The organism is Myxococcus guangdongensis, assembly GCF_024198255.1.
Classification (GTDB): Bacteria; Myxococcota; Myxococcia; order Myxococcales; family Myxococcaceae; genus Myxococcus; species Myxococcus guangdongensis.
In genome coordinates this window covers 743,957-769,478 of record NZ_JAJVKW010000002.1, presented here as the reverse complement: position 1 = coordinate 769,478, position 25,522 = coordinate 743,957, and the positions used below count along the sequence as shown (strand labels likewise).

20 protein-coding genes are annotated in these 25,522 nt (G+C 70.4%); 7 read left to right on the top strand and 13 right to left on the bottom strand.

What is annotated here, in order from left to right; all coding sequences use genetic code 11:
* Nucleotides 1–261 precede the first annotated feature (261 nt).
* The 5 genes from LXT21_RS07940 to LXT21_RS07920 all read right to left on the bottom strand — a co-directional run bounded on the left by LXT21_RS07940 (nucleotide 262) and on the right by LXT21_RS07920 (nucleotide 8,700).
* Entirely contained in the window at nucleotides 262–1,845 is a 1,584-nt protein-coding gene (locus LXT21_RS07940) for an MXAN_6577-like cysteine-rich protein (RefSeq protein ID WP_254037475.1), read from the bottom strand.
* Nucleotides 1,842–3,821: a TonB-dependent receptor plug domain-containing protein gene (locus tag LXT21_RS07935; protein WP_254037474.1), complete on the bottom strand. Its 1,980-nt coding sequence runs from the start codon at nucleotides 3,819–3,821 to the stop codon at nucleotides 1,842–1,844. The genes LXT21_RS07940 and LXT21_RS07935 overlap by 4 nt, the downstream gene beginning before the upstream one ends.
* Nucleotides 3,818–5,917: a carbamoyltransferase family protein gene (locus LXT21_RS07930; RefSeq protein WP_254037473.1), complete on the bottom strand. Its 2,100-nt coding sequence runs from the start codon at nucleotides 5,915–5,917 to the stop codon at nucleotides 3,818–3,820. Before LXT21_RS07930 ends, LXT21_RS07935 begins: the two co-directional genes overlap by 4 nt.
* A gap of 8 nt (nucleotides 5,918–5,925) precedes the next feature.
* A complete protein-coding gene (locus LXT21_RS07925) occupies nucleotides 5,926–7,158 on the bottom strand; it encodes a hypothetical protein (RefSeq protein WP_254037472.1) in 1,233 nt (410 codons plus the stop codon).
* Nucleotides 7,159–7,227: 69 nt separating this feature from the next.
* A complete protein-coding gene (locus tag LXT21_RS07920) occupies nucleotides 7,228–8,700 on the bottom strand; it encodes a cobyric acid synthase (protein WP_254037471.1) in 1,473 nt (490 codons plus the stop codon).
* Here LXT21_RS07920 and LXT21_RS07915 point away from each other — a divergent pair.
* The 3 genes from LXT21_RS07915 to LXT21_RS07905 are packed head-to-tail and all read left to right on the top strand — an operon-like array spanning nucleotide 8,699 to nucleotide 11,369.
* Complete coding sequence (locus tag LXT21_RS07915) at nucleotides 8,699–9,640, top strand: ABC transporter substrate-binding protein (RefSeq protein WP_254037470.1); 942 nt, start codon at nucleotides 8,699–8,701, stop codon at nucleotides 9,638–9,640. The genes LXT21_RS07920 and LXT21_RS07915 overlap by 2 nt on opposite strands.
* Entirely contained in the window at nucleotides 9,637–10,431 is a 795-nt protein-coding gene (locus LXT21_RS07910; RefSeq protein WP_254037469.1) for an ABC transporter ATP-binding protein, read from the top strand. Before LXT21_RS07915 ends, LXT21_RS07910 begins: the two co-directional genes overlap by 4 nt.
* Complete coding sequence (locus LXT21_RS07905; protein WP_254037468.1) at nucleotides 10,428–11,369, top strand: FecCD family ABC transporter permease; 942 nt, start codon at nucleotides 10,428–10,430, stop codon at nucleotides 11,367–11,369. The genes LXT21_RS07910 and LXT21_RS07905 overlap by 4 nt, the downstream gene beginning before the upstream one ends.
* 269 nt (nucleotides 11,370–11,638) lie before the next feature.
* On the opposite strand, the gene LXT21_RS07900 is transcribed toward LXT21_RS07905, so the two are convergent.
* From LXT21_RS07900 to LXT21_RS07875, 6 genes are all read right to left on the bottom strand, one after another.
* A complete protein-coding gene (locus tag LXT21_RS07900) occupies nucleotides 11,639–12,892 on the bottom strand; it encodes a cytochrome P450 (protein WP_254037467.1) in 1,254 nt (417 codons plus the stop codon).
* A gap of 97 nt (nucleotides 12,893–12,989) precedes the next feature.
* Entirely contained in the window at nucleotides 12,990–13,610 is a 621-nt protein-coding gene (locus tag LXT21_RS07895; protein WP_254037466.1) for a histidine phosphatase family protein, read from the bottom strand.
* 28 nt (nucleotides 13,611–13,638) lie between these two features.
* Nucleotides 13,639–14,379 (bottom strand): adenosylcobinamide-GDP ribazoletransferase, encoded by a 741-nt coding sequence (gene cobS / locus LXT21_RS07890; RefSeq protein ID WP_254037465.1) that lies wholly within the window; start codon nucleotides 14,377–14,379, stop codon nucleotides 13,639–13,641.
* Nucleotides 14,380–14,433: 54 nt separating this feature from the next.
* Nucleotides 14,434–15,495: a nicotinate-nucleotide--dimethylbenzimidazole phosphoribosyltransferase gene (gene cobT / locus LXT21_RS07885; protein WP_254037464.1), complete on the bottom strand. Its 1,062-nt coding sequence runs from the start codon at nucleotides 15,493–15,495 to the stop codon at nucleotides 14,434–14,436.
* Nucleotides 15,496–15,648: 153 nt separating this feature from the next.
* Nucleotides 15,649–16,194 (bottom strand): metal-dependent hydrolase, encoded by a 546-nt coding sequence (locus LXT21_RS07880; RefSeq protein ID WP_254037463.1) that lies wholly within the window; start codon nucleotides 16,192–16,194, stop codon nucleotides 15,649–15,651.
* Nucleotides 16,195–16,228: 34 nt separating this feature from the next.
* Entirely contained in the window at nucleotides 16,229–16,462 is a 234-nt protein-coding gene (locus tag LXT21_RS07875) for a hypothetical protein (protein ID WP_254037462.1), read from the bottom strand.
* 113 nt (nucleotides 16,463–16,575) lie between these two features.
* Here LXT21_RS07875 and LXT21_RS07870 point away from each other — a divergent pair, with 113 nt between their 5' ends.
* The 3 genes from LXT21_RS07870 to LXT21_RS07855 all read left to right on the top strand — a co-directional run bounded on the left by LXT21_RS07870 (nucleotide 16,576) and on the right by LXT21_RS07855 (nucleotide 20,001).
* Entirely contained in the window at nucleotides 16,576–17,097 is a 522-nt protein-coding gene (locus LXT21_RS07870; RefSeq protein WP_254037461.1) for a MarR family winged helix-turn-helix transcriptional regulator, read from the top strand.
* A 109-nt stretch (nucleotides 17,098–17,206) separates the two neighbouring features.
* Nucleotides 17,207–18,457, top strand: coding sequence for an HlyD family secretion protein (locus LXT21_RS45150; protein WP_267145396.1), 1,251 nt, complete (start codon nucleotides 17,207–17,209; stop codon nucleotides 18,455–18,457).
* 2 nt (nucleotides 18,458–18,459) lie between these two features.
* A complete protein-coding gene (locus tag LXT21_RS07855; protein WP_254037460.1) occupies nucleotides 18,460–20,001 on the top strand; it encodes a DHA2 family efflux MFS transporter permease subunit in 1,542 nt (513 codons plus the stop codon).
* A gap of 143 nt (nucleotides 20,002–20,144) precedes the next feature.
* On the opposite strand, the gene LXT21_RS07850 is transcribed toward LXT21_RS07855, so the two are convergent.
* Entirely contained in the window at nucleotides 20,145–21,185 is a 1,041-nt protein-coding gene (locus LXT21_RS07850) for a heparin lyase I family protein (RefSeq protein ID WP_254037459.1), read from the bottom strand.
* A gap of 459 nt (nucleotides 21,186–21,644) precedes the next feature.
* On the opposite strand from LXT21_RS07850, the gene LXT21_RS45145 reads away from it, so the two are divergent.
* On the top strand, nucleotides 21,645–24,392 hold the full coding sequence (locus tag LXT21_RS45145; protein WP_267145395.1) for a CHAT domain-containing protein: 2,748 nt from the start codon (nucleotides 21,645–21,647) through the stop codon (nucleotides 24,390–24,392).
* 7 nt (nucleotides 24,393–24,399) lie between these two features.
* On the opposite strand, the gene LXT21_RS07840 is transcribed toward LXT21_RS45145, so the two are convergent.
* Complete coding sequence (locus LXT21_RS07840; protein WP_254037458.1) at nucleotides 24,400–25,410, bottom strand: cupin-like domain-containing protein; 1,011 nt, start codon at nucleotides 25,408–25,410, stop codon at nucleotides 24,400–24,402.
* Nucleotides 25,411–25,522 lie beyond the last annotated feature (112 nt).

The following is a 25,522-nucleotide window of genomic DNA, read 5'->3' as shown; positions in this document are numbered from 1 at the left end:
GTCGCGTCGGGCTCCTCGGCGGGCGAGCAATCGCCCGAAGCTCGGCGTGGGTGCACGAGGACCGACGTGCGCTGCATGACGCCCCCTCCGGTTCAGCCCCGCGATGTGGCCGGGGCACGCGGAAGCTCTAGAGCATCCTCCGTGCCAGCGCCTGGCTCGGGGTGGCCTCCTCGGAGGCGGGCCCCGGACGGGGTGGAATGTCCCGCCGGGGTCGGGGCACATTGCCCCATCGGGGCGAAGTGCCCCCGAGGTGCCCCGGAATCAGGGCAGGGCCACCACGTCGCTGACCAGCGAGAAGCCGCTGGCGGGGCAGGCGGCGATGGCGGGCTCCGAGGTGTCCTTCAGGCCCCGACGCTCGACCAGGGTGTTCCCAACGATTTCGTGGACGAAGACGCGGCCGCCGTTGGTGTCACCGGTGTAGATGCGCGGGCCCACCACCGCGAACCGGCCGGCGGCGGGGATGGGGCAGGAGCCGATGCCCGGCGAGCAGACGATGGGCTCCGAGGCCACCACGGTGTCCTGCGCGTCCAGCATCACCAGGCCCGTGCGCTCCACGGCCACCAGCTTGAAGTCGGCGTCATAGGTGGACTTGCCGCCGCAGCTCACCACCAGGTGCTCGCCCACGGACGCCACCGCGTTGGGGTTGAGGCAGTCGTCGCCCAGGCCGACGAGGCTCACCGCGCCCGTCGCCGGCTCGATGCGCGCGAGCAGGCCCGGCCCGCCGGGGGCGTAGGTGGCGGGGTTGAGGTTGTTGAGGGCCACGTACACCTTTCCGCGGTGCTGGGTGATGCCCGCGGGCGTGGACAGCGTGGTGTTGTCCGGGAAGGGCCGGAGCGCGGCGCCCGTGGGCAGGTCGATGGTGGTCGTCACGCGAGGCTCGGAAGGGGACGCCATCGAGACGCGCGCCACGCGGCCGCCCGCGCTCGGGTCGCCCACGAGGTTGCCGTAGAGGGTGACCCACAGCTCGCTGCCCACGCGCGCCATGCCGAAGGGGTTGGTGTTGGCGCCGAAGCTCACGCTGGCCACGTTCTGGAGCGAGATGCCCTCGGGGTGCTGCTTGCTGGGAGGGAGCGGCTCGGTGCTCTGCAGCACCTGGAGCGTGTTGTCGGTGGAGTTGAGGATGTAGATGTACGGCGCCTCGACGAGGATTTGATTGGGAGCGCGGCCGGTGTCGTGGCGCGGGGGCAGCACGCGGTAGTCACTCAGATGCGCCTGGATGAGCTTGCGCGTGGAGTCGAGCACCAGCAGCACGTCGCTCATCCGCGCGGCGCTCTGCGGCGACGACGCCACCAGCGTGCCGGGGCCCTTGAGGTCCACGCCGGACTGGATGCCCACCACCTGGCCGGTGTTGAAGCACGTGGCCACGATGTCGTACGTGCACACGCCGCCCCGGCAGGTCCGCGCGTCGCCGCAGACGTTGCCGCAGGCGCCACAGTTCAGGTTGCTCGAGTCTCCGTTCACGCACCCATTGCCGCAGCGGAGCAGGCCCGCGGTGCAGTTGAGCTGGCACGTGCCCTGCTCGCACACCTCGCTGCTGCTGCAGACGTTGCCGCAGGCGCCGCAGTGCTGGGGGGTGGACTGGAGGTCGACGCAGGCGCCACCACAGGCCGTGGCACCGGTCAGACAGCGGCATGCTCCGTCGGCGCAGAGCTGGCCTTCGCCACAGGCATTGCCGCAGGCGCCACAGTTCGCGGACTCGCTGGTGAGGTCCGCGCAGGTGTCTCCGCAGCGGGAGAGGCCTTCGCTGCAGACGACGCCTTCATCGGTACAGCCCGTGAGCAGCAGGCAGCAGAGGAGGGAGCAGAGGAGCGCCAGGTGGCGTCCGGGAAGAGGCGAGGGCTTCATGGGGTGTCCGCCTTGTGGGCAGTGGGAGGGGAGGGGGGAACGTCGAGCGCCAGGGCGATGGAGGCGAGCACCGCGCGACCCGGCAGGGGGTAGCCGTCGAAGTCGTCGACGTGGACGTCGAGCACGTTCTTGAGGTCGACGGAGAAGGTGAGGGCGGGGCGCCGGCCCACCGTGCTCGACAGGCCCGCGTGCAGGAGCGTGCGGCCCGGGAGCACCAGCTCGCCGGTGCGGTTGCGCAGCTGCGAGGACTGGGCGCGCAGCTCCACGCGGCCCGTGAGCCACGAGGGGCCCGCCGTCACGCGCGCGGCGAGGGTGTGGCGTGGCCGGAGCGGGATGTCCTTCAGGTAGTAGCGCGGGTCGTCCCGGAGATTGCGGGAGACGAGGAAGGTGTACGCCAGCGCGCCGGACAGGAAGGAGAAGGGGCGCGCCTCCGCGTCCACCTCCAGTCCGGAGACACGCGCGGAGGCGAAGTTGCTCGGCTTCACGGCGAACGGCGGATACGCCTCGTAGGTGATGAGGTCCTCGTAGTTCGCGAAGAAGCCGCCCACCGACACGAGCGAGCGCTCCGTGCGGTGCGCCAGCGCCACGTCCGCGGACACGGCGCGCTCGGGGCGCAGGTCCGGGTTGGGCAGCAGCGTGCCCTGGCGCACGTAGAGCTCCACCAGCGAGGGGGCTCGGTGTGACTGTCCCACGTTGGCGCGCAGCTCCAGGCGCGCGGGCAGCGTCACGCGCGCGCCCAGCTTGGGGGATAGCAGCGTGTACGAGCCCACGCGCTCCACGCGCAGCGAGGGCGTCACGTGGAGTCGACCGTCGAGCAGCGAGACATCGTCCATCACCCGGACGCTGGCGCGCAGCCACGACGTGCGTCCGTCCGAAGTCACGGGCGCGCCATCGGTGGCCACGCCTTCTCCGCCGAGGCTCGCGAGCGCGGAGACGACGTTCCAGCCTCCCAGCGGCAGGCTGCCCTCGGCCTCCAAACCGCCCGTGCGCAGCGTCTGCACGCCCTGCTGTGACACCGGACCGCCCGACAGCTCCAGCCGCTCCTGGCGATAGTGCGCGCGAGCGGACACGTGGACGTGGTGGCCCAGGTCGCCCAGCACGCGCAGGCTCAGGATGCCGCGGCGATTGGACTGACGCGCGTCCGCGAGCGGGTTCTGCGCCGTGCCCGCGAGCCCCCGTCCCTCCAGGGTCCCCTCGCCCATCGCGTCCAGCACCACGCCCTGGGAGAGGCGATGGCGCAGCCGCACGAGCGCCCCGGCGCCACGCGCGTCGTTGTTCTCGCGCCGACGCACCTCGGGCGCGTCACCTGGCAGCGTGGGCGTGGCATCGAACGGATAGGAGAACCGCCCGGACGACGTGCCACCGTGGAGCAGCAGGAGCAGCTCGCTGTCCAGCACGGGCCCGGTGAGCGAGAGCCACCCCGTGGTGGTGTTCCAGCTCCCGTGGCTCAGCTCGCCCGCGAGGCTCAGCGTGTCGCCGGGGGCGCGGGTGATGATGTTCACCACGCCGCCGAGCGCGCCGCTGCCGTGGCTGGAGCCCGCGCTCCCGCGCATCACCTCCAGCTCACGGGCGAGCGCGAGCGGGACGCGCGACAGGTCCATGCTCCCGCCCGCGCCGTTGAGGGGGATGCCGTCGAGCAACACCAGCGTCCCGTTCGACGAAGCGCCGCGCACCACCAGGCTCTTGCCCTGGCCGTACCCGCCCGAGTCCTGGATGGAGACGCCGGGCGCGGTGGACAGCACCTCCGCCGTGTCACGTGCGGTGCCTCCGCGCTCCTCCACGGAGATGAGGGTGACGACGCTGCTCGGGTCGCGACGGGACGCGCGGTCCATCGGCTCCGGGTCGGGCACCTCGCCCACCACGTCGATGACCTCGGACAGGGGCGGGGTGCCGGCGTCCTCGACGGACTGGGCCCGCACGGAGGCGCACGCCAGCAGCACCAGGCCCAGCATCCCCCTGGCGAGCGTCGTCCTCACACGCCCGGACCGACCCCGAACTGGAGGATTCGGGCGCGCCGCAAGGTGCCGAGCATCCGCGTCAGCTTCTGCTCATCCAGGCTCGAGTCCTCGAGTGAGACGCGCTCCAGGAGCTTCCAGCCGGTCATCCCGCGCTCCACGCACGAGACGAGGGTCGACAGCTCGCTCGACACGAGCTGCACGGCGGTGCCCCACGGCGTCCGCACCTTGAACGCGCCACCCTGTTGTCCGCTGCCCAGCATCCGGCGCGCATCCTCCAGGTTGCGTCCCGAGGCGTCCAGACCAAAGCCCAGCGGCTCCTTCAAGAGAGGGCGAAGGTCCAGCGTGTCCTCCATGCATTCCAAGGACAGGGGCATGATTCGCTCTGCGAGGACGAGCACCTCCAGGTCCAGCAGTGAATGCAGCGCCTCGTGCTTCGACACGAAGCGGTCCAGGAGCACGCAGCCATCCAGCCCCGTGGACAGCAGACCCCACAGCGCGTCCTCGGGCGTCTCGACGATGGGCTCCCCGGCGATGTTGAACGAGGTGTTGAGCAGGATGGGCACACCGGTGCGTTCATGGAACGCGGTGAGCAGCGCGTGCAGCAGGGGCGTGTGCTCCTTCGTCACCGTCTGCACACGGCCGGTGCCGTTGACGTGAGCGACGGCGGGGACGCGCTCGCGTTGCTCCTCGCGGAAGCGCCACACGCGGAGCATGAAGGGGCTGTCCGTGGAGGCCGTGTCGACGTCGAACCACTCGCGCACCTTCTCCGCGAGGATGATGGGAGCGAAGGGACGGAAACCCTCGCGGAACTTCACGCGCGCGTTGAGGGTGTCCTTCATGTCGGGAGGGCGCGGGTCGCAGAGGATGCTCCGCTGCCCCAGTGAGCGCGGGCCCAGCTCGGAGCCACCCTGGAACCAGCCGAGCATCTTCCCCTCGGCGAGCAGGTCGGCCACGTCGGGCACGAGTCGCGGCAGTCTCCGTGACACCACCGAGGGCACGGTGCGCAGCGCGGCGTCACAGGCCTCGGCGCAGTACGTCCTGCCCGTGCTGTCATGGCTCAATCGCCGCGTGGAGCGTCCGCCCGTCAGTTGCCACAGGCCGTGGTACGCCGCGCCGATGGCGGTGCCACTGTCCTCCGCGGCGGGCATCACATAGAGGTCCTTGAAGCCGCTTTCGGTGAAGAGCCGCTCGTTCGCCACGCTGTTGAGCGCGACGCCTCCCGCGTAGCAGAGCCTGTCGCAGGACGTGCGCGCGCGCAGTCGACGCACCAGTCGCAGCAGTCCGTCCTCCAGCGCCGCCTGGGCCGAGGCCGCGAGGTTTCGATACTCCTCCTGCCGCACGGGCCAGCGCTCGTCATGCGTGAAGCGGCGAGGCACGGTGTCGTGGAACACGAAGCGTCCGTCGACCACGTCGAAGAAGTCCGACACGGGCGTGTCCGCCACACCGTGAGGCGCGAGCCCCATGACCTTGCCCGGCCCCTCGAGGACATCCGAGAAGAGCTGCCGTCCGACGGCGGAGTACAACCCACCCAGACTGCCGAAGCGGGGCATGCCCCGGAAGCGCTCCAGGTCCACGGAGGACGTGACCTCCAGGAACGTGCCCAGGTGCTTCTCCACCGGCACGAAGCCCTCGCGCGACGCGTGGTAGACGGACAGCGTCTCCTCCCCATGTCGCTCGGTGACGACGGCCGCCAGCTCCTCGGGGGACAGGTCCTGGATGTTGGAGCCGAACCCATCGACGACGAGCACCAGCGACTCATCGAAGCCGGAGGTCGCGAACACGCCCACCGCGTGGCCCAGGTGGTGGGAGAGGTAGCGCACCGGGACGGCCGGAGCGAGGTCCGGGTTGGCGCGCACGTCGTACAGCGGCCCGCGAGGCCCCATCAGCGAGCAGCACGAGACGAGGCTGAGCTCGTCCGCGCGGATGCCCGCCGTCTCCAGGCAGTAGCGCACCGCGAAGGACACGGCCCCGCCCGGGAGCCACGCCCGCTTGCGGCGGATGAGTCGCTCCTCCTGCACGGCGACGACCACCTCGTCCCCATGCAGGAGGCACGCGGCGCCGTTGTGGTTCGACGCGCCGATGCCCAGCACCCACGGAGCGCTGTCCCCAGGCATCGCCGTCCTCAGTGGACCAGCGACGGCGCTTGTGGGGGCGCGGCCTTGGGCACCTGCTGGCGTTGCGCGGGCGTGGGCGGTGCGACGTTGAAGAGGTTGACGAGCACGCCCACGGCGGCGAGCTGCGAGGTGGCCGGGTTGTAGTCGATGGCCTCTCCGATGGGGAAATCCACGGAGCTGACGGCCTGGACCTGGAGCTGTCCCTCCGGCGTGACGAGCACCGTCCACAGCAGCCCCTCCTGCGTGGTGGCGAAGACATGGGGCTGCCCGCCCACGCTGGCCATCGCGGCGCGGAACGCGAAGGACTGCGGCAGGGACAGGTTCTGCTTCAGGTCCACCGAGCCCTGCGACTGGAGCTCCGCGGGGCGCACGCGGAACAGCCACGTGTTCTTGTCCGACGGGCCCACCGAGCAGGCCACGGCGACCAGGTGGTCATCCAGGAGGGCCAGGCCGTTGATGCCGCGCTGCGCGCTCGGGTTGTAGCGCTTGCGGGCCAGCACGGTGCCCTGCGGGAGCTGGAGCATCACCAAATCTCCATCCTCGGAGCCGGTGATGACCACGCCGTCGCGCCACGAGACGATGTCCCGCACGTTCCAGAGCTGGAACGGGCTGGGGATGGGGTCGGGCGAGCGGACATCGATTTTCTTCAGCACCGCCAACTGCCGGCCGTTGCGCGAGACGCTCCAGATGAGGACGAAGCCGTTCTCGTGGCCTGTCACGAGGTACTCCCGGTTCCCATGGGTGACGAAGACGGCGCTGTTGGCCGTGCCCACGTCCGCGTCATAGGCGAAGTTCTGGTAGCGGAACGCGCGCGGCAGCCGGTCCAGCAGCGCGGGCTCCGCGTCCTCCGCGACGGCCAGGTCCCGCTCGCGCCACAGGGTGAGGGTGGTGCTGTCGTTGGATGTCACGAACGTCCGCTCATCCCGCACGGCCATCATCTCCACGCCCCGGTTGGCGGGCGTGCGCAGCACGTCCGTGAGCATGGGACCCCACTCGGTGGGTCCTGGCGGGCGGAAGAGTGTCATCGAGCCATCGAGGCGCCCCACGATGAACCGGCCCGAGTCCAACCACTGCAATTGCTGGGTGTAGGGGTACGTCGTGCCAACGGGCGTGAGGACCTGCTGGGTGAGTGTCTTTGGCGCGCTGTCGAGCTGCTCCTGCGCGAGCGCGCTGTGCTGACATGCCACGGCCAAGAGCAGCGCCACGCGTGGAAGGACACGAGCGAATCCATCGAGCTTCACGTTGAGCCTCCTCCTTACATTCGCCTGTCGTCGGGAGTCCCCGAGCGCCCCCTTTGGCGGGATGAAGAGTCAGTCGATGGATGTCATGTGCTCGGCCAGGGCGGCAGCGAGCCGATTATAGCTTTCCTCCCGACGGGTGTCGTGGTTGCACAGGGGCGCTGTCAGGACTGGCAATCCCTTGCGCTGGCGCAGCGTGTCGACGAAGGCGCGGCTCAGACGTGGGTTCTTGAACAGGTCATGGATGAAGGTGCCGAAGATGGGCAGCCGCTCGTGCACGGCGCCATCGAAGCCGCCGGGGTGGGCATACATCGGCCGGGCGCTGTCGTACCGGATGAGCCCGGAATGGATTTCATACCCGGACACCTCGCCCGCCTCCCGCAAGGGATTGTCCTTCGTCGGGGTGTAGTGACGGTTGAAGACCGTCTTGCCCGGCAGGAACTCCACGTCGATGTCCAACAGGCCCAGGCCGGTGGTGCTGCCGTGCTCGGACTCGCGGCGGTGTTCGTCGAGCAGGTTGCGCCCCAGCATCTGGAAGCCGCCGCAGATGCCGACGATGGGCGTGGTGGTGCTCAGCTCCTGGAGCACGCGCTCGAAGCCGATGCGTCGCAGGTGGACCAGGTCCCCCACCGTGTTCTTGGTGCCGGGCAGGATGATGGCGTCGGGCGCGCCCAACTGGTCCACGGAGCGCACGAAGCGCACGCGCACGTGGGGTTCCTCCTGGAGGTAGTCGAAGTCCGTGCTGTTGGAGATGTGGGGCAGGTAGACGACGGCGATGTCGACCTCGGGCGTGCCGTGGAGCCGGGGCTGGACGCGGTCCTCTTCTTCCAGCGCGAGGGACAGGTAGGGCAGCACCCCGACGACGGGCTTCTTCGCGTGCTGTTCGATGAAGTCCACGGCGGGCTGGAGGACCTGCCGGTCTCCGCGGAACTTGTTGATGATGAAGCCGGAGATGCGCGCGACGTCCTCGGGGGCGACGAGCTCCAGGACGCGCAGCGTGCCGAGCAGCTCCGCCACCACGCCGCCCTTGTCGATGTCCGCCGCGACGAAGACGCGGGCGTCCAGCCGGTGGGCCACCTCCATGTTCACCACGTCGTACGGGCGCAGGTTGGGCTCCGCGCAGCTCCCCGCGCCCTCGGCGATGACCAGGTCGTAGTGGCGATTCAGGTGGTCGATGGACTCCTGGATGGCGGCGAGCTTGAGCGCCCGGTGCGTGTCGGCCAGGAAGTACTCGCGCGCGTCGACGTCCTGGTGGGGCTTGCCGTGGATGATGAGCTGGCTGACGCTGTCCGACTTGGGCTTGAGCAGCAGCGGGTTCATGTGGACGATGGGCCGCTGCCTCGCCGCGAAGGACTGCACCGCGGTGGCGCGGGCAATCTCCTCGTTCTCCTCGGTGACGAAGGAGTTGAGGGACATGTTCTGCGACTTGAACGGGGCCACGCGCAGGCCCCGGTTCGCGTACAGGCGGCACAGCCCGGCCACCAGCGTGGTCTTCCCCACGTGGGAACCCGTGCCCTGAATCATGAGGTGGGGGTGCTTCGACATGGCGGGCCTCCTCCGGCGGGTGCACTATAAGGCGCTCGTCACGCACTCCTCGGTGCGTGATGCTCCGTCCATGTCCCCTTCGCGCTCCTTCCGTCTGCTGGGCCTCGCACTCCTGCTCCTCGCGGGCTGCCAGCGCTCCTCGCCTCCGCCCCAGGAGCCGGGCGCGCGGCGGCTCGTCTCGCTGTCCCCTGGAATCACGGAGACGCTCTACGCCCTGGGGGCGGGGCCGCAGGTGGTGGGGCGCTCGGACTATTCGTCCTGGCCTCCCGAGGCGCAGAGCGTGCCCAAGGTCGGCTCCACGCTGGCGCCCAACTACGAGGCTATCGCCCGGCTCAAGCCCACGCTCATCCTGGATGAACAGGTGAAGCAGGCTCCCGCGGGCTCTCTGGCCGCCGTCGCTCCGGTGAAGGTGCTGCCCTGGCTCACGGTGGATGACGTGGCGAACGGGGTCCGCGAGCTGGGGCGGCAGACGGGCCGTGAGGCGCAGGCGAACGCGCTGGCCACGAAGGTGGAGACCACGCTGAAGCGCGCGCCTCCGAAGGACGCGCCCCGGGTGCTGCTGGTGATTGGCGACGCGGAGGCCGGGCTCTCCAGCATCTGGTACATCCGCAAGGGTTCGCTGCATGGCGCGGCGCTGGAGGCCGCGGGGGCTCGCAACGCCGTCGCCGAGGACCCCGGCGGCCCGCCGAACATCTCCGTCGAGCAGTTGATGACGTTGGACCCGGACATCATCCTCGTGTTGCTCGAGGGCCCCGTGCCGACGCCCGAGGAGGAGGCTCGGCAGCTGGCCGCGTGGAAGCAGCTGTCGGTGCTGCGCGCGGTGAAGGAGGGGCGCGTGAAGCTGGTGGCGGGGCCGGGTGTGCAGTCCACCGGGCCGCGCATCCTGGATTTGGTGGAGCGGCTGCGGTCCGCGCTGCGGTTCGACGCGAAGACGCCATGACGTCCACGCTGGAGGTCTCCGGGGCGACGGTGCGCAAGGGGGAGCGGACGCTGCTGGCGGACGTGTCCCTGCGGCTCGGGTCTGGAGACTTCGTGGCGGTGGTGGGCCCCAACGGCGCGGGCAAGACGACGTTGATGCGTGTGGCGCTCGGGCTCGAGCGGCCGGACTCAGGGCGCGTCACCGTGGACGGACGCGACGTGGTGGCGCTGTCGCCCCGGGAGCGCGCGGCCCATGTCGCGTGGTTGCCCCAGCGCGTGCAGGTCTCCGAGCCCATCACCGCGCTCGAGCACGTGGCCGCCGCGCGCTATCGCTTCCAGGAGTCGCATCGCCGCTCGGAGGAGCAGGCGCGGGCGGCGCTGGAGCGGGTGCAGGCGGAAGGGCTCGCCTCGCGGCGAATCACGGAGCTGTCCGGCGGAGAGCAGCAGCGCGTCGCGGTGGCGGCGCTGCTGGCGCAGGAGTCGCCGCTGGTGATGCTGGATGAGCCGGCGAACTTCCTGGACCCCGCGCAGCAACTGGAGCTGTACGCGCTCGTGGGGCGGCTGTGGCGCTCGGGGCTGGGCGTGCTGTGCATCACGCATGACATCAACGTGCTCGCCCACGCGGTGCGACACGGGGGCGAGGGGCGGATTCGGGTGTTGGGGTTGTCGCGTGGCCGGGTGGCCTTCGAGTCGCATTACGACGCGCCGGAGCTGGGCGAGCACCTGGGGCAGGTGTTCTCCGTGCGGATGCGGGGCGTGGAGGTCGAGGGACGGAGAATCTTCGTGGGCCTGCCGCTGGAGCGTGGCGAATGAAGGCCCGGCTGGTGGTGATGTTGCTCTTGTGCGGGCTGGTGGCGGTCGCCGCGCCGTTCATCGGGCCGCCCATGCCGCCGGACGCGCGGGACTTCATCCTCTGGCAGTTGCGCATCCCCCGGACGCTGATGGCGCTGCTGGTGGGCGGCACGCTGTCGCTGGTGGGGGCGGTGTATCAGTCGCTCTTCGCCAATCCGCTCGCCGCGCCGAGCACGGTGGGCACCACGGCCGGGGCCACGCTGGGGGCGCTGGTGGCCATCGTCTTGGGGGCTCGCTCCGTGCTGTGGGGATTGCCGCTCATCACCGCGTCCGCGTTCGCGGGGGCGTTGGGCGTCAGCCTGTTGGTGGCCGCCATCGCCGCGGGGCGGGGCGTGCGGATGAACGATTTGGTGCTCGCGGGCATCGCCTTCTCGATGGCGGCGGGGGCCATCTCCACGGGCGTGCAGTTCTCGGCGGACTCGGCGGAGCTGCTGGCGGCCACCCGGTGGACCATGGGGCACCTGCCGCAGGTGGGCTACCAGGGAATCGTCGCGCTCGTGCCCATCGCGGCCGTGTCGGTGGTGGGGCTGTTGTCACTGACGCGGGCGCTGGAGGTGTTCATCTCCGGCGAGGAGCACGCCGAGTCGCAGGGCGTCAACGTGCGCGTGGTGCGCATGGCCTCGATTGGCCTGGGCGCGCTCGGCGTGGCGGGGTGTGTCGCGTGGTGTGGCCCCATCGCCTTCGTGGAGCTCATCGTCCCGCACATCGTCCGGCGTGTGCTGGGGGTGAGCCGGCGCGTGCTGTTGCCGTGCTCGGTGATCGTCGGCGCGAGCTTCCTGGCGCTCTGTGACGCCGCCTCCCGAGTCATCCTGCCTGGGCGAGAGCCGCCCGTGGGCCTGGTGACGGCGGCGCTGGGTACACCGCTGCTTGTGTACCTGGTGGCACGCAAGTCTCGCTGAACCCAAGGGCAGAGCTGGCAAGGCAGGGTGACGGCGGCGCTGGGTACACCGCTGCCCGTGTACCTGGTGGCACGCAAGTCTCGCTGAATCCGAGGGCAGAGCTGACAATGCAGGGTGACGGCGACGCTGGGTACACCGCTGCCCGTGTACCTGGTGGCACGCAAGTCTCGCTGAACCCGAGGGCAGAGCTGACAATGCAGGGTGACGGCGGCGCCAGGCTCGCCGCTGCGCGTGTTCCTGGTGGCGCGCAAGTCGCGCCGAGTGCGGAGTCAGAGCTGGCAGGGCAGGGTGGTGAGGCCGCGGAACACGGCGGTGTCGCGCCGCTTCCACGCACCGGGCACGAGCCGAAGCTGTGGCAGCTCGCGCGCCAGGGTGCCGAATGCGCTCTGGGCTTCGATGCGCCCGAGCGCCGCGCCGACGCATTGGTGGATGCCGTGGCCGAAGGCGACATGCTGGAGGTCCGTGCGCTGGATGTCCAGCGCGTCGGGATTGTCGAAGCGCCTGGGGTCCCGATTCGCCGCGCCGAGCAGCACCCACGCCCACTCGCCCGCGCGGACGTGCGTTCCGCCAACGTCCACGTCCTCCTGCGCCATGCGCGAGACGAGCTGGAGAGGGGTATCGAAGCGCAGCACCTCCTCCACCGCCCCCTTGGCGCGCGCGGGCTCTGCGCACAGCGCCTCCCACTGCGCGCGGTGCTCCATCAACGCGAGCATCCCATTGCCGATGAGGTTGACGGAGGTGTCGTAGCCGCCGAAGAGCAGCAGCATGCATGTGGGCAACAGCTCCTCCTCGCTCAACGCCTGTTCGTCCTCCTGCGCGGCCACCAGCAGCCCGAGGACATCCGATTGCCGCGACTGTCGGCGCCGGGTGACAGCGGCCTGGAGGGACTGGTGCACCTCGCGCGTGGCGGCGCTCGCGGCCTCGCGAACGCCCAGTGGCGCGGAGGCATCCGCGCACCGTGCGAGGCACAGCGCCCAGTGTTGATACAGCCCTTCATCCAAATCATCCGCGCCCACCAGCTGGCGCAGCGTGCTGCGGGCCAGGGGCATGGCGAACTCGGAGATGACATCCATTCCCCCACGCTGGCGCGCCTGGAAGACCAGGGACTCCACCAGGGCCTGGATGTGGAGGGCCAGCTCCTTCATGCGAGGGCCCAGGGCGCGCTTCGTCACCGCGCGCAGGCGCGTGTGCTCCGGCGGGTCCATGAGCAGGAACCACTGGTTGTGCATGGCGGACAGCGCCGCGAGCGCCTCTGGTGGGGGAGGGTAGTCCTGGGGACGGCGCTTCCTCGCGCTGGCGATGTTCCGACTGAAGCGGGGATTGGCGAGCACCTCCAGGCAGTCCGCGTGTCGCGAGAACAACCACAGCTGTGACTCGGCGCTCCAGCACGCGGGCTGTTCGAGGAGCCGCGCATACACGGCATAGGGATTGTCGAGCGCCTGCGAAGAGAAGAGGTCGTGCGTCTTGCCTGGGACGCGGATGACCGGGCGTCCGCTGGCCTCGCCTGGCGGTTGGGTCTCCATGTGCGTGACGCCCCCTTGCACGACGGAACTTCAAAGCCAGACAGTCGTCAAAGGCTACGCCTCGTAGAGAAACACCGTCAAGCCGAGGCGGGGTGCGTCACGGCTCCGCGTTCATCAACTTCACCACGGGCTCGTCACCATAGAAGTCGATGACATTCACCGCCGCGTGCACCTGGTCCAGTCGGAACAGGTGCTCGTCCGACATGCCGAGCGCCTCGCAGAGCAGGGTGCGATTGACGCCGCCATGAGACACCAGCGCGAAGCACTGTCCGGGGTGCCGCGCCCGCAGCGCTCGGCCCCCGGTACGCACGCGCTCTCGCATCTCGGAGAACGTCTCTCCCTCGGGGAAGCGCACCTGGGCGGGGTGTGTCATCCATTCCGCGTACACGGTGGGAAAGCGGCGCTCTGCCTCCTCGTAGGTGAGCCCCTCGAAGAGCCCGAAGTCGATCTCGCGAAAGGCCTCCTCCACTCGGAGCTCCAGCCCCCGGCCCTCCGTCAGCCGCTTCGCCGTGTCGAGCGCGCGAAGCCGCGGACTCGAATACAGGCCGTGCAACTCCACCTGCGCGAGCAGCCGCGCGGCGCGCTCGGCCTGGACGTGTCCCTCGGGCGCGAGGCCCACATCGAGCCTCCCGTAGCAGCGGCCCTTCATCTCCTCGGAGGGCTTGCCATGCCTCACCAGGATCATGCGCGTCACGCCGCTCGGCAGTCGCCAGTCCACGCGTCCGTTTCCTTTCGTCGCGAGCGCGTCATCCGAGCGCCAGCGCGAGCACGAGCACCACCGCCTCGCACACCTCTGTGTTGGCGCCCATGGTATCGCCCGTGATTCCGTCAATCTTCTTCCGGCACCACAGGGCCTGGAGCATCGACACCATGGCCACCACAGCCATGATGACACCGCCACGCCAGCCCATGAGCCCCACGGCGATGCCGAGCCCCAGCACCGTGGCCCCCGCCACCTCGACGCGCCCGACATGGTCCGTGATGGCCACGCCGATGCCCCCCGTGCGGCGCGCATAGGGGAACAGCCACCCCTGGGGCACCGAGCCCCACCGCCCCAACGTCAGCGCCACCACCAGCGCGACGTCCGCCTGTCCCCGCTCGAGCAGCGCGGCCAGCGCGCTCGACTTCAGCCCCACATCCAAGAGCAGGGCCGTCCCGCCATACGCGCCGATGACGTGGTCGCGCATGATGCGCAGCACGTCCTCCTTCGTGCGCCCGCCGCCGAAGCCGTCCGCCATGTCCGCCAGCCCGTCCAGGTGCAGCGCGCCGGTCAGCAGCGCATAGACGACGAGCAGGATGAACGCCGTCACCGTGGCGGGGAGCAGGGGGAAGAGCGCGTGGCGCACGCCCACCAGGATGGCCGCGAGCAGCGCGCCGACGAGCGGGAAGCACAGCGTGGCGCGGCCCACGTCGCCAGCGTCGAACGTGGCCGCCCCGGGGACGGGGATGCGACTGAGGAACGCGATGCCGGCGAGGAGTCGCTTCATGGGAGCCCAGGTATGGCGCGACTCCCGCCGGGTTTCCAGCCGGGGACACGCGCTTCAGCGCTGCGACTTCTCCGCGACGCCGGCCGAGGCGAAGGTCGCCATCTCGTGCAGCACATGCAGGCTGCTGTCCACCAGCCCCATCGCGAGCACCGCGCCGGTGCCCTCGCCCAGCCGCAGCCCCAAATCCAACAGGGGCCGCAGGCGCAGCGCCTCCAGCACCCGCCGGTGGCCCGCCTCGCGCGACATGTGACTGGCCATGAGGAAGGGCATCACCCGGGGACACAGCCGCGCCGCCACCAGCCCGGCGACCGAGGAGATGAAGCCATCCAACATCACCGGCACGCGCTTCGACGCCGCGCCGAGCGCCGCGCCCGCGAGCCCCGCGATTTCGAAGCCGCCCACCTTGGCGAGCACATCCAGCGGGTCCGCCGCGTCCGGCTGGTTCACCACCAACGCGCGCCGCACCACGTCCACCTTGCGCGACAGGCCCGCGTCGTCCACGCCCGTGCCGCGCCCGGTGGCCATGTCTGGTGACACGCCCGCGAGCACACACGTCAGCGCCGCCGACGCGGTGGTGTTGCCGATGCCCATGTCCCCCAGCCCGAGCAACGTCACGCCCGACTCCGCCAGCTCGAGCGCCAGGAGCGCGCCCACGCTCAGCGCCTCCTCGGCCGTCTTGCGCGACATCGCCGGTCCCCGCGCGAGGTTCGCCGTGCCGGGGCCCATGCGGTGGTGGCGCACGCCCGTGAGCCCGTCCACGGGCACGCGCACGCCCATGTCGACGACCTCCACGCGCACGTCGTGCTGGCGCGACAGCACGTTGATGGCCGCGCCACCCCGGGAGAAGTTGGCCACCATCTGCGCGGTGACTTCAGCGGGATAGGCGCTCACGCCCTCCTCCGTCACGCCGTGGTCCGCGGCCATCACCACCATGCCCTTGCGAGGCATCGCCGGAGCGGGCTCTCCCCGCAGCGTGGCCCACTGACACGCCAGCTCCTCCAGGCGGCCGAGGCTCCCCTGGGGCTTGGTCTTCATGTCCAACAGCCCCTGGCACTGCCTGCCGGCCTCGGCGTCAGGTTCGGGAATCCTGGCGAGCACGTCACGGTATGCGGGCATCGGGCCCCCTTCGCGGGAAGGCCTTCAAGCTAGGCGCGGCACGTCCGGCGACACAACCCCGCACCGCGCTCGCGCGGCCCCGTGCTCGCGATGTGTCACGGTCCCTACAGCGCCGTTGTCTCATGGGACAAGTGAAGCGCCTCCGGCCAGGCTTCAGCCTCCGGACTTCGCGACGGGCTCCTCGCCCTTGAAGCGGCGCCGCAGGGTCTGCGTGACGACCGCGTCCCAGCGCGCGGAGAACACCTCCACGAAGGTGCGCCGCCCGGGCCCCAGCGCGCACGCGAAGATGGCCAGCGTGGTGAAGAGCCCGATGACCGAGTTCTGCCACGACGACAGGTTCCACTGCCCCTGCCAGAACCACTCCCGCATGCTCGTGGGCCAGTAGTAGTGGATGGGCCACCCAGGCCCGCTGCCCGCGAGGTCACAGAGCAGGTGCAGGTGGAACGCCACCATCGCGAGCACCGCCACCCGGGCGCGCTGCCTCGCCAACGCCGCGCACACCGCCGTGGTGACGAACGCGCCCACGTACCCGTGGAAGAGCACGTGGTGATAGCGCGCGTACCACGCCTCGCCGCCCAGCAGCGTCAACCCATCCAGGTCCGGCGCCAGCCCCGCGCACGTGACGAGGATGCGGTCCCTGCGCTCACGCAGCCCCTGGGCCGTGAGCCACGCCAGCTCCGCATGGACGATGGGGTTCATGTCCTCACGAGCTTACGGCGCCGCCGGCCCCTGCTCACAAGGGCAGGGGCGCCACGCGCGGCGTCCCCAGCAGCGCCAGCGTCCGCGCCGCCACGTCCACCAGCGTGGCCGAGCAGGGTTGGCAGCCCCCTCCGCAGCAACTCGGCCACTCGCCCTCCGGCTCCCGGAGCAGGGGGTAGACGCAACTGAGCAGGGAGTCGGGCAGCCCGGCCTCGTCGCTCGCCTGCCGCAGCGCCGCCTGCACGGTGGGGTCTTTCACGTCCAGCACCTCCACGTCATAACAGCGCGTCCGTTTCCTCCCAGCGCCTCCACTATTTCGTTGCGCGCGGTAGTTAGGAGCCTTACGACTCAGGGGCGGCGGAGTTCTTCCCGCGCCTCATCATGAGCGTCACGCCTCCCATCACCCGCTTCGAGCGATTGCAGCGACTGTCGCAGCGCTTCCCTCAACTGGACGCGAGCGCCATCGAGACCTGCGTCCTCCTGCTGCGCATGTCGAACGAGCTGTCGAGCGCCTACGAGGCGAACCTCGCGCGCCATGGCCTGTCCACCGGCCGCTTCACCGTCCTGGCCCGCCTGCTCTCCTACCGCGAGAGCGAGGACGGCCAGGGCCTCACTCCGGCGGAGCTGGCGGAGAGCTCCTGTGTGAGCCGGGCCACGATGACCGGGCTGCTCGACACGCTGGAGAAGGACGGCCTCATCTCCCGCGCCGACCACCCCGAGGACCGGCGCATGTACACCGTGCACCTCACGCCCAAGGCGAGCGCGCTGTTGGAGGAGCTGCTGCCCCTCCACTTCCGCCGCGTCGCCGCGCTGATGTCCACGCTGAGCGAGCCGGAGCGCGTCACCCTGCGCGAGCTGCTGGCCAAGGTCTCCTCCGGCCTGCCGACCTTCCGAGAGCCCTGAGCTTCCCCTCGAACCCTTGATTCCCCTCGGGCATGGCCCCGCGGATGTCCTGTGACGGCCATTTGGTTAGGCCCCTTATCATCGACCCGTTGAACCTTCGAGAACACCCATGAGCACTGCTTCACCCTCCCTGGATGCCCAGGACACCGACGTACCGAAGAAGAGCCCCTCGCTGGTGAAGGAGCCCGCGGCGCCGCGCTCGCGGGCCAAGCGGGTGTTGCCCGCGCTGTTGGGGATTGCGCTGTTGGGCGGCGCCGCGCGCTGGGCGCTCACCCGGGGTGAGGAGTCCACCGATGACGCGCAGGTGGAGGGCCGCATCGCCAACGTGTCGCCGCGAATCGCGGGGCAGGTGGCCCGGGTGCTGGTGAGCGACAACCAGCAGGTGAAGGCCGGCGACGTGCTGGTGGAGCTGGACGCCACGGACCTGGAGGCGAAGCTGGAGGTCGCCCGCGCGGACGTGTCGAGCGCGGAGGCGCAGTCGGCGAACGCGCAGGCGCAGCTGGCGCTCACCGAGGTCAACGCAGGCGCCAACCTGCGTCAGGCGCGCGGCGGCGTGGTGCAGGCGAGCAGCGGCATCAGCTCGTCCAAGGCGGCGCTGGACCAGGCGCGCGCGGACGTGGTGGCGGCGGAGGCCCGCTTCAAGCTGGCGGACACGGACCTGACGCGCGTGAAGACGCTGAAGGCCGAGGGCGCGGTGACGCAGGCGGACCTGGACACGCGGCAGTCCACGCATGACCAGGCGAAGGCGGCGCTGGACGTGGCGCGAGCGCGGCTGACGTCCACGGAGGCGGGCGTGCAGGGCTCCTCCGGTGGGCTGGAGACGGCGCAGGGCAAGCTGGCCGCGGCGGAGACGGGGCCGGTGCAGGTGCAGGCCGCGCAGGCGGCGGTGAAGCTGGCGGACGCGAAGCTCAAGCAGGCGCAGGCGGCGCTGCACCTGGCGGAGCTGGCGGTCTCGTACACGAAGGTCCGCGCGCCGACGAACGGCGTGGTGAGCCGCCGCACGGTGGAGGTGGGTCACATGGTGGGCCCGGAGCGTCCGCTGATGGCGGTGGTGCCGCAGGACGACGTGTGGGTGGTGGCGAACTTCAAGGAGGACCAGGTCGGCGAGATGAAGGCGGGCCAGGTGGTGGACGTGAAGGTGGATGCCTTCAGTGGTCATCACTTCAAGGGCCACGTGGACAGTCTCGCGGGGGCCAGTGGCGCGCGCTTCGCGCTGCTGCCTCCGGACAACGCGTCCGGCAACTTCGTGAAGGTGGTGCAGCGGATTCCGGTGCTCATCCGCTTCGACGGTGACGCGAGGGATGTGGCCCTCAAGCCGGGCATGAGCGCCATCGTCACGGTGAATACGAGGGGCGAGTAGTCGTGAAGGGCGACGCCATCACCGGCTCGAAGGCCGGTATCACCATCGCCGCCATGGCCGCGGCGCTGATGTCCGTGCTGGACATCTCGATTGTGAATGTCGCGCTCAGCGACATCCGCGCGAGCTTCGGCACGCCGATGGACCAGATTGCGTGGGTCTCCACCGGCTACATGATGGCCAACGTGGTGGTCATCCCGATGACGGGCTGGCTGCAGCGTCGGTTCGGTTTCCGGCGCTACTTCACCGCGTCCATCCTCATCTTCACGGCGGCGAGCCTGTTGTGTGGGCTCGCGTGGAACCTGCCGTCGCTCGTCGTCTTCCGCATCCTCCAGGGCGTGGGAGGCGGCGCCATCATCCCCACGTCGCAGGCGATTCTGTTCGCGCGCTATCCGCAGAAGGAGCACGGCATGGCCGGCGCGCTCTTCGGGCTGGGCGCGGTGACGGGGCCGCTGCTCGGGCCGACGGTGGGCGGCATGCTCATCGAGGTGGCGAGCTGGCACTGGATATTCCTCATCAACCTGCCGGTGGGCCTGTTCGCCGCGTACATGGCGTGGCGTCACATCGAGCAGAAGGACTTCGAGGTGTCCCACGAGCGGGTGGACCGCTGGGGCATCGGCCTGTTGGCGGTGGGCATGGCCGCGCTCCAGTTCGTGCTGGAGGAGGGCACGCGCGAGGACTGGTTCGACAGCATGAAGATCACGGTGCTCGCGGTGGTGGCGGGCGTGGCGCTCATCACCTTCATCGTGCACGAGCTGGAGACACCTCAACCGGTGGTGGATTTGAGGGTGTTCGCGAACCGCTCGTACGCGGCGGCGACGGGGGTGAACTTCCTCATCGGCACGGCGTTGTTCGGTGGCTCGTTCCTGTTCAGCCTCTTCTGCGGAACGGTGATGCGCTACTCGGCGCTCGACATCGGGCTGGTGTTCCTGAAGGGGAGCTTCATCCAGGTGTTGTTGATGCCGCTCATCGGGAAGTTTGGCGGCAAGTTGGACGGGCGGATGTTGGTGGGGGTGGGCATCATCGGGATGTGCCTGTCCTTGTGGACGAACGGGCACTTGAGCAGCACGGCGGACGAGGCGGCGTTGATTGCGCCGGTGTTCATCCGGGCGTGCTCGATGGGGTTCATCTTCGTGCCGCTGTCGGTGATGGCGCTGAGCAACCTGCGCCCGGACCAGCGAGGCAACGCGGCGGGGTTGTTCAACCTGACGCGTGAGCTGGGCGGGTCGATTGGAACGGCGTGGATGAGCAGCGCGCTCAACCGGCTGACGCAGGTGAACAACACGGCGCTGGCCTCGCATGTGGATGCGTACAGCCAGGTGACGCAGGAGCAGCTCGCCGCCATGCAGGCCACGGTGGCCTCGCGGGTGACGGACCCGCTGGCCGCGGCCTATGGCCTGTTCAGTCAGCGCATCAACCTGCAGGCGCTGGTGCGGGCCTTCAACGCGAACTTCACCGTGCTCACGGCCATCTTCGCGTGCTCACTGGTGCTGGTGTTCATGCTGCGCCGCGCCGACCCCAACGTGAAGGTCGAGGGCGCGCACTGAGGTTGCGGTGGTGGCTGGGTCGATGAAGCGGGTCCTCCTTCTTGGGTGGGCCCGCTTTTTCGTGGGCGCCGTCCTGAAAGACGAAGCGGGCCCGCCCTGCTGGAGGACGGACCCGCTGTGGACCTTCACGGTGTCGCGACGACTCAGCGACGCGAGCCGCGAGCCCGCACCGTCGCGGGCTTCCTCCGACGGCTCAGCAGCGCGGCGAACGCGAGCAGGCCCGTGGCGGCGATGAACGGAGCCCCGCCCGTCGCCGTCGCACCGCAGCCCTGCGCCGCCTGCGGATTGTCCGTGCCGTCATCCGTGTCGATGACGCCGACGCGCGGCGTGCCGTTGCCCGGCAGCGTGGGCACGCTGACGATGGGCGGCGTGGTGGGCGTCGGCGTGGGCTCGGGCGTCGGCTCCGGGGTGGGCGTCGGCGTGGGCTCGGGCGTCGGCTCCGGGGTCGGCTCCGGCGCGGGCGCGGGCGTCGGCGCGGGCGGCAGGACGTCCTCCAGCGCGGTGCTCATGGTGAAACCGTCGTGGTACACGCTCGCCTCGGGACGGATGCTGTCCTCGCGGTACAGCCCGAGCTTCAGGTAGTTCATCTCCTTGCCGAACTGCGTCGCCCCCATCGTCTTCGGCAACACCAGCTTCCCGTTGTGCCACAGCTGCACGAAGCCGACCTTCGCGTTGGACGACCACTTCACCTGCAGGATGAAGTCGTGCCACTGGCCCTTGTTGATGGGCCCCTTCCAGGGGATGTCACCGTCCGCGCCACCCACGCGCAGGTGCATCTGGTCCCCCTTCACGAAGAACTCCAGCGGCGGCGAACCACAGCAGCCCTCCTGGTGCCACTGCGCGAACACCTGCCACCCATCCGAGATGGGGTAGTTCGACGGGAACATCGTGCTCCACTTGTAGAAGTACGTGGAGCCCGCCTTCTCCTCGCTGATGTAGAGCAGCTCGTTGCGGTTGCCGCTGGCGCCGATGGGGTCATCGCCCTGACGCACCGTGGCCTTCAATGCATAGCGGCCCTCACGGACCACGTCCGACACCACCTGGAGGCGGCTGTTCGCGACGCTCTGCGCGCGCGTCCACTGCGAAATGTTTCCGGTCTCGAAGTCGCCCTTCCACACCACCTCCGCGGACGCGAGGGGGGGAACCAGCAACACCAGGGCGGCGAGTCGAAGGAATGCGGTCAAACGAGGTCCTTTCATTCCGGGTTGGCGCATTGGGACATCCGGCCGGCCGTGCTACTTCCCGCTCCTGCTCGTCCGCCAAGCCCCTGAGGTTCGAGCCCCCGCCCTGTCGCTCGGTGAGGCACGAGGAGTCGGGGCGCCCTCGGCCCCGCTCGTCGCTTGCCGCCCATCGCAATGATTCCCGGTGGATGAAGCGACGCGCCGGAAGTGGGAGTGCGCGGCACCTTGGGCTCCCGCAGCGCTCGCCCGCTGTACGGCCCGGGGACGCGGCGTCTTCTCCCGCGCCTGCGAGCGCGCGGGAAAATCCCCGCGAAATGTCCGCGCCCAAGGACCTGCCGGGATGTGCGTTCGTACAGAGGCGACAGGTCCGGTGTGGGCCTAAAGTCGTCGCCAGCCGGAGGGTTGGTGTAGAACCCGGCCGGTCGGTGACTGTCTGGGGGAGACAGCACCCGAGGGGGCAGCATGTTGAAGTCGAAGTCCGACAAGGCCCTGGTCCTGGCGTTGGCCGCGCCCGTGCTCGTCGTCACCGCGCTGCTCGTGCGCACGTCGTCCGGGGGGAACGACGTGGAGGCGCGCTTCTGGGCCGAGCGTCGGGCGTCCGCGCGCATCGAGGCCCGCCTCACCTATCCGGAGGCCGACCGCTACCGACCGCGCGTCTCGGCCGGCGGCTGTCTGGTCCCCGCCGAGCCCATCCCCCTCAAGGAACTCGCCCGGTTGGAGGAGGACGGCAACTGGGCGGGCATCGCCGCCGCGTACGGCCTGCAGGGCGAGTGGAACCAGGCGGGCTCCTTCCTCGAGCGCATGTCGTCCACCGTGGACCGTGACAGCGACCTGGCCGCCGTGCAGCTCTCCCGGGGGGCACACGAGCAGGCCCTGCGGCTGCTGGACCGCGTGCTGGCCCGTGCCCCCGCACATCCCCAGGCGCTGTGGAACCGCGCCCTGGTGCTGCGCGACATGGGCCTGACGATGAAGGCGGCGGAGACCTTCGAGAAGGTGGCCGCGCTCGGTGAACAGGGCTGGAGCAAGGAGGCCAAGGCGCAGGCGCTGACGCTGCGGGAGGAGACCCAGTCCCGCTCACGCAAGTGGCACGGCGCGCGCGACGCCACGCTGGCCCTGCTGGAGGACCCGAAGGCGCCGCTGCCCCTCCAGGAGGCGCGTCAGAGCCCCGGCGTGGTGCGGCAGCACTTCTACGATGTGGTCCGCGCGGCGTCCTCCAAGGAGCGCGTGCTGTCGCTCATGCCGCTGGCGCGAGAGCTGGACCGGCTCCAGGGCGGCACGTCGCTCGGGGACTATGTGACGCGCGTGTCCGGCCGCGACTTCACGCGCCGGGGCGTCCTGTCCCAGGGGTACTCCGAGTGGGTCAGGAAGCGCGCGGGCGCGCCGGAGTCGCTGGTGGAGACGGTGCGCGCCTCGGGTGAGGAGGACCTGTTCGTGGGCCTCGCGCTGCACAACAAGGCCGCCGCGCTGCGCTACCTGCCGGACCTGGTCTCCCACGTCCAGCGCGAGCAGGACACCTGGCTGGGCCTGTTCCTGGAGCGCGAGCAGGCCCGCAAGGAGATGGCGGACGGCGAGTGGTGGAAGGCCGAGCAGCGCCTGTTCAACGCGCTCCAGCGCTGCCGCGAGGGCGCCTTCTCCGCGCGCTGCGTGGACCTGGAGATTCGCCTGGGCATCCTCTACGCGGAGCTGCGCCGGCTGACGGAGGCCGAGCAGCACGCGCGCACCGCCTGGTCCTGGGCCCGCCAGCTCCAGGAGTGGGAGCTGGAGCTCACCACGCTGGAGCTGTTCGTGCACATCTCCAGGGACCGTGGCGACTTCTCCAGCGCGCTCGCCTACGTGGAGGAGTGGACCGCGCGCGGCGGCCGCGTCATCGACACCTGCTACTGGCCCCACATCAACCAGGCCCACACGCACTACCTGGCCCTGCGTCCGGAGGCCGCGCGCGCCTCGCTGGAGGCCGCCGCCGCGTGCCCCAACGCGAAGCTGGACCTGATGTTCGGCGCCACCTTCGCGGAGATGGCCCGCGCCCGCCCGGACCCGAAGGACGCCGAGCGGCTGAGCCAGGCGCTCGACGTCGCGCGCGCCAGCAACCCCACGCCCGGTGACGCCATCTACGCGCGCTACCTCGAGGGCCGCTTCGTGCTGGACCACGAGCACGAGCGGGGCGTGGAGCTGCTCACGCGCACCCTCGAGGACGCGCGCAAGCTGCCGTCCACCGAGCCGCTGGCGCGCGAGGCGTGGACCCTGGGCTACTCCTCGCTCGTCACCGACGCGGGGCGCCGGGGCGAGTACGCGCGCGCCCTGGAGCTGCTCGCCGAGCAGCTGGGGACCCAGGTGCCCCAGAAGTGCGCGCTCGGCGCCGCCGTCCACAACGAGCGCTCCGTGGCCGTCGCCCGGGGGCCCGCAGGAGAGGTGGTGGGCGACTACCAGGGCACGCGCGAGGTGCCCTTCCCGGAGAGCCCCAGCACCCAGCTGGTCCCGGAGCACGTGCGCCAGGCACTCAGGGGCTGCGCCCAGGTGGAGGTGCTCGCGTGGGCGCCCGTCTTCGGCCGCACGGACCTGTTGCCCGCGGACCAGCCGTGGAGCTTCCGCATGGGGCGCATCGTCCCCGGCGCGCCCGCGCCGTCGCGGCGCCTGGTCGTCTCCAGCGTGGAGGCCCCCGCGCTGCTGCAGCTGCCCAGGCTCCCCACGTGGACCCCGCCGCCCGAGCCGGAGCCCACCGCGCTGGAGCTGTTGTCCGGCTCGGACGCCACGCCCTCGCGCGTGCTGTCCAGCATGTCGGACGCGACGGAAATCGAGATTCACGCGCACGGCATCAGCGACCCGGTGCTGTCGGACGCCTCGCTGGTGGTGCTCTCACCGGAGGGCAACGGCCGCTACGCGCTGACGGCGGACATCGTGCGCAAGCAGAAGCTCGCCGGCGCGCCCATGGTGTTCCTGGCCGCGTGCAGCGCGGGGCGGCTCGCCTCCACCACCACGCACGAGCCCTTCAGCCTGCCCGCCGCCTTCATCGAGGCCGGCGCCCGCGCGGTGCTCGCCTCCACGGTGGACATCCCCGACGCGGCCGGGCGCTTCTTCGACGGCGTGCGCCAGCGCATCCGCGGCGGCACCGCGCCCGCCGTGGCCCTGCGCGACGAGCGCCAGAAGTGGCTCGCCCGCGACGCGCGCAACGGCTGGACGCACCACGTGCTGCTGGTGGAGACGTCCGACTGACGCCGCCTCACAGCGGCGTGGGCAGGTACGTGTTCCCCTGGGGCACCTGGAAGTGGTGGAACGTCACCGACGCGCTCACGTCGAGCGCGTGCACCCAGTGCCACCAGCCCACCGGGATGAACACCAGCTCCCCCGGCTCCAGCACCGCCTCCACCATGTGCGCCTCCGCGTAGAGCGGGTGGCGCTCCACATCCGGGCTCGCCGCGTCCACGTGGCTGAACGTTCCATAGCGGGGGTACATCAGATGCCGCTGGAAGGAGGGGATGAGCTTCACGTGCTTTCGCCCCACCACCTGGGCCAGCAGCACGTTCATGTTGTCGTGGTGCAGCGGCGTCACCGTGCCCGCGGGGCCCAGGAGCAGCGTCATCATGTCCGGGCGCAGGCTGTCGTCGATGATGCCCTGGGGCGCGCGCACGTCCTCGCGCAGCGGCTCGAAGCCCTGGCGCTGCCAGTTCTCGTTGCGGGGCACCATGTAGTAGTCGTTCGTCTCGCCCCCCGTCGCCACCCGGTGCACGTAGTCGCGAAAGCGCATCGTCTCGCGGTGCTTGTCCGGCTCGGGCGCGTGGTCAGGGTTGGATTCACGCCGCGTCATCACCTCCACCTCCACGTCTCCCACCCGCTCGGCCAGGTAGGGCAGCGACCAACGTCCGAGCGCCGGCCAGTCCTTCATCCGCCCCGTCAACACCACCGGCCGGTGTCCGAAGTAGTAGCGCGTGAAGAACTCCTCCGCGGACAACTCGTGGCGTCGCTCCAACGCCAGATGTCCCCCCGATTGCCGATGCAGCGTGCTGTACGTGTCCATCACCGACTCGAGCCACCCGTAGCGTCGCCCCACCCGCTGGCAGGCCTGGAAGAAGGGATGGGCCTCCACCCGCGCCACCTCCTCTCGCGCCACGTCCTCCGACACGCCCGCGCTCGCCAACGCCAGACACGCCTCCTCGCGCGTCACCCCCAACGCCAGGTTCTCCACCAGCCAGACCTGCCACTCCAACGCCAATCGGGATGTATCCACGCTCATTTGGAAAACCTCGAAATCCCAGACGCAATCCACCCCGCCGCCCCTCACGGAATTGCACCGGAGCATGGTAAGGACGGCGACAGATTCAAAGTTTCATCCACCAGCAACTTGT